The sequence below is a fragment of the Pseudonocardia sp. P-1 genome, from assembly GCF_058111925.1.
In genome coordinates this window covers 560,292-574,614 of the sequence record NZ_CM176614.1, presented here as the reverse complement: position 1 = coordinate 574,614, position 14,323 = coordinate 560,292, and the positions used below count along the sequence as shown (strand labels likewise).

Genomic DNA, 14,323 nt, shown 5'->3' with positions numbered 1-14,323 from the left:
ACATAGAGACACCCCCATGCGCCGCCCCCGCCTGCTCGTCGTCGCCGCACTGGCCGCGAGCCTCGCCCTCACCGCCTGCTCCGGTCCGTCCGGCCCCGCCGCCGCCGGGTCGCCCACCTGCCCCGGTGGGCAGATCCGGATGGGCATCGAACCCTTCGAGGACCCGGCGAAGCTCGTGCCCGCCGCGGAGATCCTCGGCGACGCCCTCGAACGCCGGCTGAGCTGCCCGGTCCGGGTACAGGTCACCGAGGACTACGCGGCCGAGGTCCTCGCCACGCGCAACGACCGTCTGGAGATCGGGATCTTCGGCCCGCTCGGCTACGTCTTCGCGTCCGAGCGCGCCGGGGCCGAACCGGTCGCCTCGTTCGGCACCTCGACCGGGGAACTGTCCGCCTACACCGCCGGGATCTGGGTGCCGCGCGGTTCCGACGTCACCACGGTGGCCCAGCTGCGCGGCCGCACCCTCGCCCTGGGCTCGGTCGGCTCCACCTCCGGTGACGCCCTCCCACGTAAGGCACTGCTCGACGCCGGGCTCGCCCCCGCCGACGTCCGGGTCGACTACGCCGGCGGCCACCCCGAGGCGCTGCTCGCGCTGACCAACGGCACCGTCGACGCCGCCGAGATCAACTCCCAGCAGCTGGCCTCGGCCACCGCGTCGGGGACGTTCGACCCGGCCGGGTTCCGCCGGGTCTGGACCTCCGCGCCGATCCCCAACGACCCGGTGACCGTGCGCGGCAACCTCGACCCGGCCTTCAAGGCCGCCGTCACCGACGCCCTGCTGAACCTCGACCCGCAGGCGGTGGGGGAGATCGGCGCGCTGCTCGACGTCACCCCGCCCGGGAAGCTCGTCCCGGTCACCCGCGACACCTACGCACCGCTGTTCGAGCTGGCCGGCACGCTCGGCCTGACCGAGAAGGACGTCCAGTGAGCGCGCTGCTGGCGGTCCGTGGCGCCCGGGTGCGCTACGGCGACCGCGAGGTCCTCCACGGCGTCGACATCGACGTCCACGCCGGGGAGCTGCTCGCCGTCCTCGGCGCCAACGGCTCGGGCAAGTCGACGCTGCTGCGCGCCGCCGCCGGGCTGACCCCGCACCTCGGCCGGGTGCTCGTCGACGGCCGGCCGCGCGGACGACTCGACGTCGCCCTGGTCTTCCAGCGGATCCACCTCGTCACCCGGCGCACCGTGCTCGACAACGTCTGCGCCGGCGCACTGGGACGGCTCCCGCTGCGGTCCTCGCTGGTCCCGGCCCTGTTCCCGCGGGCGCTGCGGGAGGAGGCGATGGGCTGCCTGGACCGCGTCGGCCTCGCCGAACGCGCCCACGACCGCGCCGGGTCGCTGTCCGGCGGGCAGCAGCAGCGGGTCGCCGTCGCCCGCGCGCTGTGCCAGCGCGCCCGGGTCCTGCTCGCCGACGAGCCGGTGTCCGCGCTCGACCCGGCCGCCGCCGAGCAGGTGCTCGGCCTGCTCGCCGCGCTCGCCCACACCGAGCACCTCGCCGTGCTCGCCGTCCTGCACCAGCCCGACCTCGCCGCCCGGCACGCCGACCGCGTCGTCGGGCTGCGGTCCGGGCACGTCGTCCTCGACGGACCACCCGGCGGCGACGTCCGCGCGCTCTACCCCGACACCGCCGACCACCGTGAGCCGGCGGCCGCCCTGGAGGCCGCACCGTGACCACCACCGCACCGGACGTCCGCCGCGTGCCCGTCCCGCCGCGGCGCCGCGACCCGCGCACCCTCGCCCTGGCCGCGACGGTCGTCGTCGTGCTGCTCGTCGTGCACGTCATCGCCTGGCGCACCACCGAGATGTCGTTCGCGACGCTGCTCGGCGGCGCCGACGGCATGGCCGAGTTCCTCACCGAGGCGGTCCCGCCCGACCTGTCCTGGGCGGTACTGGGGCCGAGCCTGCAGGGAGCCCTGGTCACCCTGTGGATCGGGCTGCTCGGCACCACCCTGTCGATCCCGTTCGCGCTGGTGCTCGCCCTGGCCGCCGCGCGGGGTACCGCCCCGGGGCCGGTCACCTACCAGGTCGCCCGTGGCCTGCTGTCGTTCCTGCGTGCCGTGCCCGACGTCGTGTTCGCACTGGTCTTCGTCACCGCGGTCGGGCTCGGCCCGTTCCCCGGGGTGCTCGCGCTGGTCCTGCACAACATCGGCGTGATGGGCAAGCTGTGGGCCGAGACGGTCGAGGACGCCGACCCCGGCCCGCCCACTGCGCTGCGCTCCGCGGGTGCCGGACGGCTGCAGGTCGCCGTGCACGCGCTGCTGCCGTCGGTCACCCCGCAGCTGGTGGGGCTGCTGCTCTACCGCTTCGACGTCAACGTCCGCTCGTCGCTGGTGCTCGGCCTGGTCGGCGCCGGCGGCATCGGGTTCCTCATCAACCAGTCCATCCAGCTGTTCCGGTTCGACGAGATGCTCACCCACATCCTCGTCGTACTGGTGCTGATCGTCGCGGTCGACCAGCTGTCCGCGCTGGTCCGCCGCCGCCTCGGGAGTGACACGTGATCCGACTCGCCGCACTGGACATCGCCGGGACCACCGTCGACGAGGGGGGAGCGGTCTACCGGGTCCTCGCCGACGTCGTCGCCCGCGCCGGGCATCCGGCCGACGACGTCGCGATCCGCCGCTGGATGGGGGCCGACAAGCGCGAGGCCCTCGGCGCGCTCACCGGCGTCCGCGACGCCCGCGCCGTCGAGGGCCTGCACGACGCCTTCGTCGCCCGCCTCGCCGACGCCTACGCCGCGTCCCCGCCGCGTCCCCTGCCCGGGGTCCCCGAGGCGCTGGCCGCGCTGCGCGCGGCGGGGATCGCGGTGGTGCTGACCACCGGGTTCGACCGGCAGGTCACCGACCCGCTGCTGGCCGCGCTCCCCGGGCGCTTCACCGGGCAGCTCGACGCCGTGGTCTGTGCCGAGGAGGTCGCGGCCGGACGGCCCGACCCGGCGATGATCCGGCGCGCGATGGCGCTGACCGGGGTCGACGACCCCGCGGCGGTGCTGACAGCGGGGGACACCGTGCTCGACGTCGAGGCCGGCCGCAACGCCCGGGCCGGGCGGGTCGTCGCGGTGCTCACCGGGGCGCAGGGCCGCGCCGAGCTCCGCGCGGCGGGGCCGACCGACGTCGTCGACGGGGTCGCGGTGCTCCCCGGTCTGCTCGGGGGCACCCGGCGGGCGGGCTGAGCGGGACGGATCAGAAGTCGTGGCCCGCCTCCGGCGGCGCCCCGGTGATCCGCCGCAGGTGCACCCGGCGCGCGAGCCGGATCACCGGGCGGATCATCAGCTCGATCGAGCCGATGAGGAACAGCCAGGTCCCCGCGTAGGTGGTGGCCTCGTGGAAGAACAGCACGCTGCCGATCACGAACCACAGCGCGACCAGGATGTCGTTGACGATGCTGAGCACCTCGTACCGCTGCCGGACGACGAGCTCCTCGCGCCCGATGGTGAACGTCAGCGGCCGGTCGTGCGCGGTCTGTCCCATGAGCCGCCGGGTACCCCGCCGACCGGCCGGTCGCACGTCGGGGAAGGGTGAGCACGTGCACACGACCCCGCAGCGCCGGCTCGGTACCGGCGACGCCGTCGTCCTCGGTGTCGGCTCCATGCTCGGTGCGGGGGTGTTCGCGGTGTTCGGGCCCGCCGCGGCGATCGCCGGGACCGCGCTGCTCCCGGCGCTGCTGGTGGCCGGGGCGATCGCGACGGCGAACGCGATGTCCTCGGCCTGGCTCGCCGCCCGGTACCCGGAGTCCGGCGGCGCCTACGTGTACGGGCGTCGCAGGCTGGGGGAGACGTGGGGGTTCCTCGCCGGGTGGGCGTTCGTCACCGGCAAGACCGCCTCGTGCGCCGCGATGGCCCTGACGCTGGGCTCCTACGCGTGGCCGGAGCACGCCCGCGCGGTCGCGGCGGCGGCCGTCGTCGCGATGGTGGCGGTCAACCTGCGCGGCATCACCCGCACCGCGCTCGTCACCCGGCTGCTGGTCGTGTGCACCGTCGCCGTGCTGGCCGCGGTGGTCGTCGCCGCGTTCTCCCGGCCGGCCGTCGTCTCCCCGTTCGACGGCTGGGCCGGCGCCGGTCCGCTCGCGGTGCTGCAGGCGGCCGGGCTGCTGTTCTTCGCCTTCGCCGGGTACGCCCGCATCGCCACCCTCGGGGAGGAGGTGCGCGACCCCGCCCGCACCATCCCGCGGGCGATCCCGCTCGCGCTCGGCCTGGTGCTGGTGGTCTACGCGGTCGTCGCGGTCGCGGCGCTGCGGGCCGCCGGTCCGGACGCACTGGCGGCCTCCGCTGCGCCGCTGGCCACCGCGGCCGGGGACCCGACGGCGCCGCTCGTCCGGGTCGGGGGTGCCCTCGCCTCGGCCGGGGTGCTGCTGGCACTGGTCGCCGGGGTGGGCCGCACCGTGCTGGCGATGGCGCGCGACCGGGAGCTGCCGGGCGCGCTGGCCGCGGTGCACCCGCGGTTCGCGGTGCCGCACCGCGCCGAGCTCGCCACCGGCGCCGTCGTGCTGCTGCTGGTCCTGACCGCCGCCCCGGTCACCGCGATCGGCCTGTCCGGGTTCGCGGTGCTGCTGTACTACGCGGTCGCGAACGCCGCGGCGCTGACCCTGCACCGCGACCGGCCGTGGCGACGGGCGCTGTCGGGGTCCGGGCTGCTCGGCTGCGTGCTGCTGGCGGTGCTGCTGCCCCCGGTGTCGGTGCTCACCGGGACGGTGGTCCTGGCGGCCGGGACGGCGGTGCGGGCCGTGGTCCGGACCGGGCGCGACCGGGGGTCGCGGCCGCCGACGGGGTGCGGCCGGTCGGACCCCACCGGGCTCTGAGCCCGGCGACCTGGCCGCGCCCGGGAGCGGCGGACCACGCCGGCGCTCAGCAGGGGCGGTGCCCGTCGGTCCCGTCGCGCAGGACGCCGAGGATCCGGGTCAGCTCGCGACGGTCGGCATCGGACAGCCGGGCGAACAGGGCCTCGGCGCCGTCGGCCCGAGCGGCCCGCACGGCCTGCGTCGTCGCCGCGCCCTTGTCCGTGACCCGCACCAGCACCGCACGCCGATCCGCAGGGTCGGTGGCCCGCTCGACCATCCCGAGCCCGGCCAGTGCGTCGACGACCTCGGTCGCCGAGCGCGGGGTGATGCGCAGGTGCCCGGCCAGTGCGCCCGGGCGCATCTCGCCGTGACGGACGAGCGTGCCGAGCGCCCGGGCCTGCGACGGCGTCAGGCCCCAGCCCGCCAGCCGCTCGGCCGAGGCGTGGCGCAGCGAGCGCGCCACCGACCAGAACGTGTCGACGAGGTCGCTGCGCGAGGTCCTGGTCTGGTCCCGGTCCGGCACGGGAACAGACTAGCAAGCAATGCTGTTGCTGCCTCATAGTGAGGTAACCACAGCATTGTGAGGAGCGCTCCTTGGATCCCCGACCCCCGAACCGGCCCGGCCGGCCCGACACCCGTACCCCCTCCCCGGAGGAGAAGGAACAGGCCCGCGCGGTCTCGCTGCGGCGCATCGGCGCCCTGTTCGCCCCGCACCGGGGCCCGCTCTCGGTCGTCGTCGCGACGATCGTCGCCTCGTCGATCGTCGGGATGGCCTCGCCGTTCCTGCTGCGCGAGGTCATCGACGTGGCGCTGCCGCAGCGCGACGTCGCCCTGCTCGCCTGGCTCGCCGGCGGGATGGTCGCGGTCGCCGCGGTCACCGCCGCACTCGGCGTCGCCCAGACCTGGATCTCCACCCGCATCGGCCAGGAGGTCATGCACGGGCTGCGCACCGGCGTCTTCGCCCACCTGCAGCGCCAGAGCCTGGCCTTCTTCACCCGCACCCGCACCGGTGAGGTGCAGTCGCGCATCACCAACGACATCGGCGGCATGCAGTCGGTGGTCACGAACACCGCGACCTCGGTCGCGTCCAACCTGACCACCACCGTCGCGACCCTGGTCGCCATGCTCGCACTGTCCTGGCAGCTCACCCTGGTCTCGCTCGTCGTGCTGCCCCCGGCGATCCTGCTGACCCGCCGGGTCGCCCGCACCCGCCGCGCGATCACCGCCGCCCAGCAGCGGGAGCTGGCCGACCTCAACGTCACCGTCGAGGAGAGCCTGTCCGTCGACGGCGTCGCCCTGTCCAAGACCCTCGGCAGCGGACCGGAGCTGACCCGGCGGTTCACCGACTCCTCGTCGCGCCTGATCGGGCTGGAGCTGCGCTCCCAGCTCGCCGGACGCTGGACGATGGCCGTCACCCAGGTCGTGTTCGCCGCCGTCCCGGCGGTCATCTACCTCGCCGCCGGCCTGCCCTTCGCGGCCGGGACGATGAGCATCGGCACCCTGGTCGCGTTCACCGCGCTGCAGGGCGGGCTGTTCCGCCCGGTCATGGGGCTGCTGAGCGTCGGGGTCCAGATCGTGGCGTCGCTGGCGCTGTTCGCCCGGATCTTCGAGTACCTGGACCTGACCGTCGACGTCGTGGAGCCCGAGCACCCGGTCGCGGTGGACCACGACCGCGTCCGCGGGCACGTGCGCCTCGAGGGCGTCACCTTCGCCTACCCGGGCAGCGACGCCGCCGCCGTCGCCGGGATCGACCTCGACGTCCCGGCCGGGACCACCCTGGCGCTGGTCGGCGAGACCGGCTCCGGCAAGACCACCCTGGCGGGGCTGGTCGCGCGGCTGCACGACCCGACCGCGGGCCGGGTCACCATCGACGGCGTGGACCTGCGGGACATGGCCGCCGCCGACCTCACCCGGATCGTCGGCGTCGTCGGGCAGGACACCTACCTGCTGCACGCCACCGTGCGGGAGAACCTGCGCCACGCCCGTCCGGACGCCACCGACGCCGAGATCGAGGCCGCCGCGCGCGCAGCACAGGTCCACGACCTGATCACCGGCCTGACGGACGGCTACGACACCGTCGTCGGGTCGCGCGGGCACCGCTTCTCCGGCGGGGAGAAGCAGCGCATCGCCATCGCCCGGACGCTGCTGCGCGACCCGAAGGTGCTGGTCCTCGACGAGGCCACCAGCGCGCTGGACACCCGCACCGAGCGGGCCGTGCAGGCCGCGTTCGACGCGCTGGCCCACGGCCGCACGACGATCACCATCGCGCACCGGCTGTCGACCGTGCGCGACGCCGACCGGATCGCCGTCGTCGACCACGGCCGGATCGTCGAGTCCGGCAGCCACGACGAGCTGCTCGCCGACGCGGGCCGCTACGCCGCGCTGGCCACGGTGTGAGCGGCGACGGGATGGGCGCCTACGCCACGCCCGGGGCCGTGACGACCTCGACCAGCCGCGGCCCGTCGGCAGCGAACGCGTCCTTCAGCGCGGCCGCCGCCGACGCGGCGTCGGACACCGACACCGCCGGGACGCCGTAGCCCTCGGAGATCTTCACGAAGTCCAGGCCGGGGACGTCCAGGCCCGGTGTCTCCCCGGTGCCCAGCAGCCCCGCGAAGCCGCGCAGCGCACCGTAGGTGCCGTTGCGCAGGATCACGAAGGCCACCGGCACCCGGTACTGCGCCGCCGTCCACAGCGCGGTGATGCCGTAGTTGGCCGACCCGTCGCCGACGAGTGCGACCACCCGGCGCGCCTCGCCGTGGGCCAGCTGCGCCCCGACGGCGGCGGGCAGCCCGAACCCCAGCCCGCCGGAGGCGGGGAACAGGTAGCTGCCCGGCTCGGTGAGATCGGCCTGGGCGACGAAGTCGTCGATGGTCGAGGTGGACTCGCAGACGTGCACGGTCCCGGCCGGGGCCGCGTCGCGGACCAGCGCGAACAGCTGCTGCGGCGGCACGTGGTCCTCGGCGCCCTGCGGTGCGGGCGGCCCGGACTGGGGCGGCAGCGGCTCCCGCCCGGAGGCGGGCACCCGTCCGGCGAGCGCGGCCAGCGCCGGGCCGACCGGGCCGACCCACGCCTCGCCCATCGGGGCCCGCGCGGCCTCGGCCGGGTCCGCGGTCAGGTGCAGCAGCCGGGTGCCCGCCGGCAGCAGGTCACCGGGGACCCACTGGTGGTAGCGGAACACCGGCGCGCCCGCGACGAGCACGACGTCGTGCCCGGCCAGCCGGTCGGACACGTCGCGCACCGAGGCCGGGAGGATGCCGCGGAACGCCGGGTGCCGGGTCGGGAACGGGCACCGCGACGCCGACGGTGCGATCCAGACCGGGCAGGCGAGCCGCTCGGCGAGGGCGACGGCGTGGTCGTTGGCCCGGTCCGCGTCGACCTGCGGGCCCAGCACCAGCACCGGGTTCGCCGCCCCGGCCAGCGCCCCGGCGAGCTCGGAGAGCGCCACCTCGCCGAGCTCGGCGGCGGCGGTCGCACGCCGGGACGGCAGGTGCGCGGCGTCCGGGCCCGCCTCGCGGGACCAGTCGTCGTAGGGGATCGAGAGGTAGACCGGCCCCCGGGGGGCCAGCAGCGCGGTGTGCACCGCCTGGGACAGCGCACGCGGCACGTCCTGGGCCGACGCGGGCTCGGCGGCGTACTTGACCAGCGGGCGTGGCAGCGCGGCCGCGTCCACGTTGGTCAGCATGACCTCCTGGCCGACCGTGGACCGCACCTGCTGGCCCGCGGTCAGCACGAGCGGGGAGTGGGAGTAGACGGCGTTGGTGAGCGCGCCCATCGCGTTGCCCGACCCGGACGCCGCGTGCAGGTTGACCAGCGCCGGGCCGCCGGTGGCCAGGGCGTAGCCGTCGGCCATGCCCAGTACGGCACCCTCGTGCAGGCCGAGTACGTAGCGCACCCCGTCGGGCATCGCCGCGAGGAAGGGCAGCTCGTTCGAGCCGGGGTTGCCGAACACGGTGTCGATGCCGTGGGCGGTCAGCACCTGCCAGCCGGCCTCGCCGACGGTCGTCATGGGGCTCCTCGGGTCGCGGGACCCCACCGTAGGTGCCCTCAGCGGTGTGCGGCGACCCGCTCGGCCCGGGCGCCGCGGCGCACGTGGGCGACGACCAGCGGCCGCACGGCCAGCGCGGCGGCGGCCAGGACCAGGGTGACGGCGGTGGGTGCCAGCGGCACGGAGACGATCGTGGCGACGGCCAGCAGCACCATGAGCACACCGGCGAGCACGACCGTGCGCACCTCGGTCGACCGCGACTGCGGAGCGGCTCGGAACATGGCGTCCACCTCCTGATCGGCGCCCGGGCCCCTGCTCGCTCCGTGCGCCCCGAACACCGGAGTTCGGTCCGGCTAACTCTACTCCTCGGCGCGCCTGAACAACAGCGTCGGGTCGCCGTGGAACCCGTGATCACTTATCGTGTACGCAGCGTCACAGTCGGGGGGCCGTCGGGGACGCCGCGACGGGGGTGACGTGTGACCGCACCGGTACGGGATCCCCGCCGGCACGTGCTGACCGTGCCGGTCAGCGACGAGCAGCTCGCCGAGGACGTCGCCGCGTTCCTGGCCGAGGGGCTCGCGGCGGGGGAGCGGGTCGCCTACTTCGACGACGACACCGCCGGGCTGGTGCTGTCCCGCCTGGCCGACGACGGCGTCGACGTGACCGGCCCGCTGCGGTCCGGGCAGTTCCAGCTCGTCCCGGGCGACTTCACCCGCGCCGCCCTGCACGCCCCGCTCGACGAGCTCACCGGGGCGATGGAGCAGAACATCACCTCCGCCCTCGACGACGGCTGGGCCGGGCTGCGCTTCAGCGGCCAGATGGACCACGGGTTGCGCCGGCCCGGGGGACAGGTGCTCGACGAGTACGACCGCAGACTCGACGACGCCGTCCGCGACCACCCGCTGCGCGCGCTGTGCGTCTACGACCACCTGCGCTACCCCGACGAGCTCATCGCGACGATGCGCAGCCTGCACCCCGCCGAGCTGACCGCCGCCCCGCTCTACGACGACAGCCTGCTGCGCGTCACCGAGATCGGCCCGGCCCGGGTCCGGCTGGCCGGCGAGGTCGACCACGCCAACCGGCCCCAGGTCCGCCGGGTGCTGGCCAGACTGATCGACCAGGTCGTGCGCGGCGACGTCGGCGAGGGGACGCTGACCGCGGACCTGTCCGCGCTGCGGTTCGTCGACGTCGCCGGTGCGGTCAGCCTCGTGCACGCCGCCGACGAGCTCCCGGTCAGCGTGCGGCTGCGGCTGGTGAACCTGCGCCCCGGTGTGGCCCGGCTGCTCGAACGCTGCGGTGCGGGGTTCGCCCCGCAGCTGGAGATGAGCACCCGCGAGCGGCACGTCCTCTGCCCCGCCGACGCGCTGGGCCTCGCCGGGGGTGCGGCGGAGTGAGCGGGCTGGTGCACGCCCTGTGCCGGCACGGCGGCGACGACGACCTGACCGACCGGCTCGCCGACACCGTGCTCGACGCGCTCGCCGCGGGCGGGTCGGTGGCGACCCTGCTCCGCCCGGTCACCGAGGTCGCGCTGCGCGGCCGGGTCGCCGAGGCCCTCGGCGCGGACGCCGTCGCCGGGCTGCTGCGGCTGTGCCGCGACTGCGGGCCCGACGGCCCGTCGGGCCAGACCGAGGCGGCGCGGCTGGCCCGGGTCCTGCGCGCCCGCCACCGGGCGGTCGCGGGGCCCGTGACCGTCGTCGTCGAGCACTCCGCGGACCTCGACGACCCGCGCGGCGCCTACTGGGGCGAGGTCGAGGCGGCCGCGGCGCTCGCCCTGGCCGACCTGCCGCTGCGGCTGCTCTGCTTCTTCCCGGCCGACCTGCCCGGGCCCGTCGCCGAGGTCGTGCGGCGCGCGCACCCGTTCGTCCTCGACGACGGCAGACCCGTCCCGACCGGCGTCGACGCCGACCCGCGCCGGCTGCTCGACGGCCTCGGCGCCCCGGTGCCCGCCGAGCTCGGCGCCCCCGCACGGGAGTTCCGCTTCGACGCCACGCAGCTGCGCGACGTGCGCCGCGCCGTCGACGGGGCACTGCGCGGCCAGGGGTTCCCCGACAGCCGCGCGGAGGACGTCACCGTCGCGGTCAACGAGGTCGCCACCAACGCCGTCCACCACGGGACGCACACGGCGCGGCTCATGCTGTGGACGCCCGAGCAGGATGTCGTCTGCGAGATCCACGACGGCGGACGGCTCGCCGACCCGCTGCCCGGCCTGGCCCCGCCGGACCCGGGCCGCGCGCACGGGCGCGGGATCTGGATCGCCCGCCAGCTCTGCGACCTGCTGCACGTCTGGGGCGACGACGCGGGCACCCACGTCCGCATCCGCGCCGCCGCCTGAGCCCACCCGGGCCCGGGGGTCTCAGCGCGTGTCGAGCGCGTGGAAGGACTCCACCAGGCGACCGGACGGGAACCCGGCCCGCTTCGCCAGCGACCCGGACCACTGCCCGATCATGTCCTCCAGGCCGGTCATGTGCGCGGTCTGGCTCGCGTGCGCGCGCAGCGCCGCGATCTTCACGTCGATCGTGTCGGTGATGTCGACGTGTCGTGCCCCCTCGGGGTCGTCGGCCGGGGCCGGACCCAGGACCCACACCTCGCCGACCGTGTGTGCCTCGTACCCGGCCTCGGCCAGCTCGGGGAAGGCGTAGGGGTTGCGTGCGTCGGGGTAGACCGCGCACAGGGCCGCCTCGCCGGTCGCGGTGTGGTCGGGGTGGCTGCCGTACATGCTGCGCAGGTCGCGCACCGGCTGCGGGACGACGACCCGGTCCGGCCGGACCTGCCGGATCACCCGGGCCAGGTCCCGGCGCAGCTCCAGGGTGACGGTCAGCCGCCCGTCGGGGTGGCCGAGGAACACGAGGTCGGTGACGCCGGCCTCGGCGGCCGCGGCGGTCTGCTCGGCCCGGCGGATGCCCGCGATGTCGCTGCGCGGCACGGCCGGGTCGAAGCCGCCCGCGTCGCCGTCGGTCACCAGGCAGTAGGTCACCGCGACCCCGGCCGCGGTCCACACCGCGACGGTGCCGCTGCAGGAGAAGTCGATGTCGTCGGGGTGCGCGGCGATCACCAGCACGCGCTCCACCCCGGTGTGCGCGCGGTCGTCGGCCGCCGTGCGCTCGTCCTCGGTCGCAGTCACCCGGCCATCCTGGGTCACGCGCCGGAGGCGGTCGTCAGCAGGACCCCCACCACGGACCCGGCCGACCACACGAGCGCACGGACCAGGTTGACCCGCAGCAGCCGACGCAGGTCCCCCGGGTGCGCGGCCGGGTCGAGCCGGCCGTGCAGCGACACCGCGGGCAGCGTCACCGCGACACCCGCGGCGGCCGCCACCGCGGCCACCCACACCAGCGGCTCGCCGGGCGCGAGGACCAGCAGCGCCGCCGTCGCGAGCCCCTGCGCGACCCACGGCGGACCGACGACGAGCGTGATCGCCCGGCTGTGCGCGGCGTGGTAGCGGGCCCACGACCCGGCCGGGACCAGCGCGAAGGCCGGGTAGACCACCACCTGCACGGTCCAGGCGATCCCGGCCAGCAGCACGGTCGCGACGGTCTGGACGACGGCGGCGATCAGCACCGCCCGATTCTCGGGTGAACCGGCGCCGCGCGCGTGCCAGGCTGCCGGGGTGATCACCACCGCGATCGGGCCCGAGCTGCTGCACGGCGTCCTCGACGTCGTCGACGGCGAACGGGGCCTGCTCCCGCAGCGGCTGCCCGCCCCCGCCCGCGCCCGCAACACCGACCCGCAGCTGGCCGGCGCGCAGAGCCAGCCGTCCGGGGTGCGTGTCGTGTTCCGCACCGCCGCGCGGACCGTCGAGCTGGAGACCCTGCGCACCCGGATCGGTCTCGTCGGTGCCCCGCTGCGGCCCGACGGCGCCTACGACCTGATCGTCGACGGCCGGCCGACGGGCAGCGCCACGACCTCCGGCGGGAAGCTCCTGATGACCGATCCGGCGACGGGGGAGGTCGCGGTCACCGACGGCCCACCCGGTCCGGTGCGGTTCACCCTGCCCGGCCGCGACGCGCTCGTGGAGATCTGGCTGCCGCACAACGAGATCACCGAGGTCGTCGCGCTGCGCACCGACGCGCCGGTCGCCGTCGTCCCGACCGGTGGGCGCCCGGTGTGGCTGCACCACGGCAGCTCGATCAGCCAGGGCAGCAACGCCGCGGGGCCCAGCACCACCTGGCCCGCGCTCGCCGCCCGCACCGCCGGGGTCGAGCTGGTCAACCTGGGGTTCTCCGGCAGCGCGATGCTGGACCCGTTCGTCGCCCGCACGCTGCGCGACACCCCCGCCGCCATGATCAGCGTCAAGATCGGGATCAACGTCGTCAACGCCGACCTGATGCGCCGGCGGGCGTTCGCCCCCGCCGTGCACGGGTTCCTCGACACGATCCGCGACGGGCACCCCGACACCCCGCTGCTGGTGGTGTCCCCGGTGCTGTGCCCGATCCACGAGCACACCCCGGGCCCGAGCGCGCCGGAGGTCGTCGACGGGCGGCTGCGGTTCCGCGCGACCGGCGATCCGGCCGAGGTGGCGGCGGGGAAGCTGACGCTGTCGGTGATCCGCGAGGAGCTCGCGCGGGTCCTGGCCGGCCGCACCCCGCAGGACCCGGCGCTGTCCCACCTCGACGGCCGTGAGCTCTACGGGGACGCCGACGCGGCCGAGCTGCCGCTGCCCGACCGGCTGCACCCGTGTCCTGAGGCGCACCTGCGGATGGGGGAGCGGTTCGCCCGGCTGGTGTTCGGTGCGGGGGGCCCGTTCCACGCCGCGGGCCCGCGTGACCGGTGACCGGCCACGGGGCCCGCGGGCGGGGGCTCAGTTGCCGTCCTGGTCCAGCTGCCCCTGGAGGCGGTCCTCGAAGTCCTGCTGGCACTGCGCGATCGCGGACTGGTCGGTGCCCGCCTGCTGCACGCAGCTGACGTACTCGTCCCCGCCGACCTGGTTGAACACGCTGAGACCGAAGGCGACGACGGCGATCGCGATGACGATGCCGACCAGGCCGAGCACGAGCCCGGTGATCGCGACCCCGCGGTTGGTGGCGGCGCCCTTGGACGCCCGGCTGATCCCGACGATGCCGAGCGCGACCGCGACGACACCGAACAGGGCGCCGACCAGGAAGAACCCGAGCAGCACGGCGAGGATGCCGAGCACCAGCGCGGCGATCCCGATGCCGTTGCGCGGCGGGGTCGTGGGCGCCCCGCCCTGCGGCCACCCCGGCGGCCCGGCGGGCGGACGGTACGGGTAGGCGGCCGGGTCGTGACCCTGCGCGCCGTACTGCTGCTGTCCGTATTGCTGCTGACCGTAGGGCTGCTGCCCGTACTGCTGTCCGGTGGGCTGCCCCCCGTACTGCGGCTGCTCCCCGTCCCGCGGCTGTTGCCCGTACGGCTGCTGCCCGTACGGCTGACCGGGCTGTTCGCCGTACTGCTGCCCGCCGTAGGGCTGGTTCTGCTGCGTCGGCTGGTCCAGGTTGTGCGGGTCCTGCGGGTCCCCGGGGCGACCCGGGTACGGGGGTGGGCTGCTCACGCTCGTCCTCTCCTCACCGACGCACCGGGTGGTCCCCGGTGCCGGCGGTGCCGTCCGGCGGA

The 14,323-nt window shown here is 75.9% G+C and carries 16 protein-coding genes; 9 read left to right on the top strand and 7 right to left on the bottom strand.

Translation table 11 applies throughout. The features are described from left to right. Positions 1–16 precede the first annotated feature (16 nt). From AC0GKK_RS02710 to AC0GKK_RS02695, 4 genes are read left to right on the top strand one after another with little or no spacing between them, the layout of a single operon-like run. Positions 17–928 carry a phosphate/phosphite/phosphonate ABC transporter substrate-binding protein gene (locus tag AC0GKK_RS02710; protein WP_489883077.1) on the top strand — a complete coding sequence of 304 codons (912 nt, stop codon included), beginning with the start codon at positions 17–19 and terminating at the stop codon, positions 926–928. After that, the gene (locus AC0GKK_RS02705) at positions 925–1,668 is read left to right on the top strand and encodes a phosphonate ABC transporter ATP-binding protein (protein WP_489883076.1); all 744 of its coding nucleotides are present in this window, start codon (positions 925–927) and stop codon (positions 1,666–1,668) included. The genes AC0GKK_RS02710 and AC0GKK_RS02705 overlap by 4 nt, the downstream gene beginning before the upstream one ends. Next, a complete protein-coding gene (gene phnE, locus AC0GKK_RS02700) occupies positions 1,665–2,495 on the top strand; it encodes a phosphonate ABC transporter, permease protein PhnE (protein ID WP_489883075.1) in 831 nt (276 codons plus the stop codon). Before AC0GKK_RS02705 ends, phnE begins: the two co-directional genes overlap by 4 nt. Next, positions 2,492–3,166: a phosphonatase-like hydrolase gene (locus AC0GKK_RS02695; protein ID WP_482637413.1), complete on the top strand. Its 675-nt coding sequence runs from the start codon at positions 2,492–2,494 to the stop codon at positions 3,164–3,166. Before phnE ends, AC0GKK_RS02695 begins: the two co-directional genes overlap by 4 nt. A 10-nt stretch (positions 3,167–3,176) precedes the next feature. On the opposite strand, the gene AC0GKK_RS02690 is transcribed toward AC0GKK_RS02695, so the two are convergent. After that, on the bottom strand, positions 3,177–3,464 hold the full coding sequence (locus tag AC0GKK_RS02690; protein WP_476654673.1) for a YrhK family protein: 288 nt from the start codon (positions 3,462–3,464) through the stop codon (positions 3,177–3,179). 118 nt (positions 3,465–3,582) lie between these two features. On the opposite strand from AC0GKK_RS02690, the gene AC0GKK_RS02685 reads away from it, so the two are divergent. Next, the gene (locus AC0GKK_RS02685; protein WP_489883972.1) at positions 3,583–4,791 is read left to right on the top strand and encodes an APC family permease; all 1,209 of its coding nucleotides are present in this window, start codon (positions 3,583–3,585) and stop codon (positions 4,789–4,791) included. A 46-nt stretch (positions 4,792–4,837) separates the two neighbouring features. On the opposite strand, the gene AC0GKK_RS02680 is transcribed toward AC0GKK_RS02685, so the two are convergent. Then, positions 4,838–5,293 (bottom strand): MarR family winged helix-turn-helix transcriptional regulator, encoded by a 456-nt coding sequence (locus AC0GKK_RS02680; RefSeq protein ID WP_062394714.1) that lies wholly within the window; start codon positions 5,291–5,293, stop codon positions 4,838–4,840. Between the two features lie 71 nt (positions 5,294–5,364). On the opposite strand from AC0GKK_RS02680, the gene AC0GKK_RS02675 reads away from it, so the two are divergent. Then, entirely contained in the window at positions 5,365–7,167 is a 1,803-nt protein-coding gene (locus tag AC0GKK_RS02675; RefSeq protein WP_405417265.1) for an ABC transporter ATP-binding protein, read from the top strand. Between the two features lie 19 nt (positions 7,168–7,186). On the opposite strand, the gene mdlC is transcribed toward AC0GKK_RS02675, so the two are convergent. Together mdlC and AC0GKK_RS02665 are read right to left on the bottom strand one after the other, a co-directional pair. Next, positions 7,187–8,776, bottom strand: coding sequence for a benzoylformate decarboxylase (gene mdlC / locus AC0GKK_RS02670; RefSeq protein WP_489883074.1), 1,590 nt, complete (start codon positions 8,774–8,776; stop codon positions 7,187–7,189). 38 nt (positions 8,777–8,814) lie between these two features. Further along, entirely contained in the window at positions 8,815–9,036 is a 222-nt protein-coding gene (locus AC0GKK_RS02665; protein ID WP_208825571.1) for a hypothetical protein, read from the bottom strand. Between the two features lie 195 nt (positions 9,037–9,231). Between AC0GKK_RS02665 and AC0GKK_RS02660 the strand changes: the two genes are divergently transcribed. Both AC0GKK_RS02660 and AC0GKK_RS02655 read left to right on the top strand, forming a co-directional pair. After that, positions 9,232–10,149 (top strand): MEDS domain-containing protein, encoded by a 918-nt coding sequence (locus AC0GKK_RS02660; RefSeq protein ID WP_489883073.1) that lies wholly within the window; start codon positions 9,232–9,234, stop codon positions 10,147–10,149. Further along, positions 10,146–11,087, top strand: coding sequence for an ATP-binding protein (locus AC0GKK_RS02655; protein ID WP_489883072.1), 942 nt, complete (start codon positions 10,146–10,148; stop codon positions 11,085–11,087). Before AC0GKK_RS02660 ends, AC0GKK_RS02655 begins: the two co-directional genes overlap by 4 nt. Positions 11,088–11,108: 21 nt before the next feature. Here AC0GKK_RS02655 and AC0GKK_RS02650 read toward each other — a convergent pair whose 3' ends face one another. Both AC0GKK_RS02650 and AC0GKK_RS02645 read right to left on the bottom strand, forming a co-directional pair. Continuing rightward, a complete protein-coding gene (locus AC0GKK_RS02650) occupies positions 11,109–11,876 on the bottom strand; it encodes a PIG-L deacetylase family protein (RefSeq protein ID WP_253069497.1) in 768 nt (255 codons plus the stop codon). A 14-nt stretch (positions 11,877–11,890) separates the two neighbouring features. Continuing rightward, on the bottom strand, positions 11,891–12,313 hold the full coding sequence (locus AC0GKK_RS02645) for a hypothetical protein (RefSeq protein ID WP_357460952.1): 423 nt from the start codon (positions 12,311–12,313) through the stop codon (positions 11,891–11,893). A 49-nt stretch (positions 12,314–12,362) separates the two neighbouring features. Between AC0GKK_RS02645 and AC0GKK_RS02640 the strand changes: the two genes are divergently transcribed. After that, a complete protein-coding gene (locus tag AC0GKK_RS02640) occupies positions 12,363–13,526 on the top strand; it encodes an SGNH/GDSL hydrolase family protein (RefSeq protein WP_489883071.1) in 1,164 nt (387 codons plus the stop codon). A gap of 27 nt (positions 13,527–13,553) precedes the next feature. Here AC0GKK_RS02640 and AC0GKK_RS02635 read toward each other — a convergent pair whose 3' ends face one another. Continuing rightward, positions 13,554–14,261: a DUF4190 domain-containing protein gene (locus AC0GKK_RS02635; protein ID WP_476654684.1), complete on the bottom strand. Its 708-nt coding sequence runs from the start codon at positions 14,259–14,261 to the stop codon at positions 13,554–13,556. Positions 14,262–14,323: the final 62 nt, after the last annotated feature.

Excerpts from the sequence above, each read along its gene's own strand:
- AC0GKK_RS02690 (WP_476654673.1), bottom strand. The coding sequence starts at position 3,464 with ATGGGACAGACCGCGCACGACCGGCCGCTGACGTTCACCATCGGGCGC.
- AC0GKK_RS02685 (WP_489883972.1), top strand. The coding sequence starts at position 3,583 with ATGCTCGGTGCGGGGGTGTTCGCGGTGTTCGGGCCCGCCGCGGCGATC.
- AC0GKK_RS02665 (WP_208825571.1), bottom strand. The coding sequence starts at position 9,036 with ATGTTCCGAGCCGCTCCGCAGTCGCGGTCGACCGAGGTGCGCACGGTC.
- AC0GKK_RS02710 (WP_489883077.1), top strand. The coding sequence starts at position 17 with ATGCGCCGCCCCCGCCTGCTCGTCGTCGCCGCACTGGCCGCGAGCCTC.
- mdlC (WP_489883074.1), bottom strand. The coding sequence starts at position 8,776 with ATGACGACCGTCGGCGAGGCCGGCTGGCAGGTGCTGACCGCCCACGGC.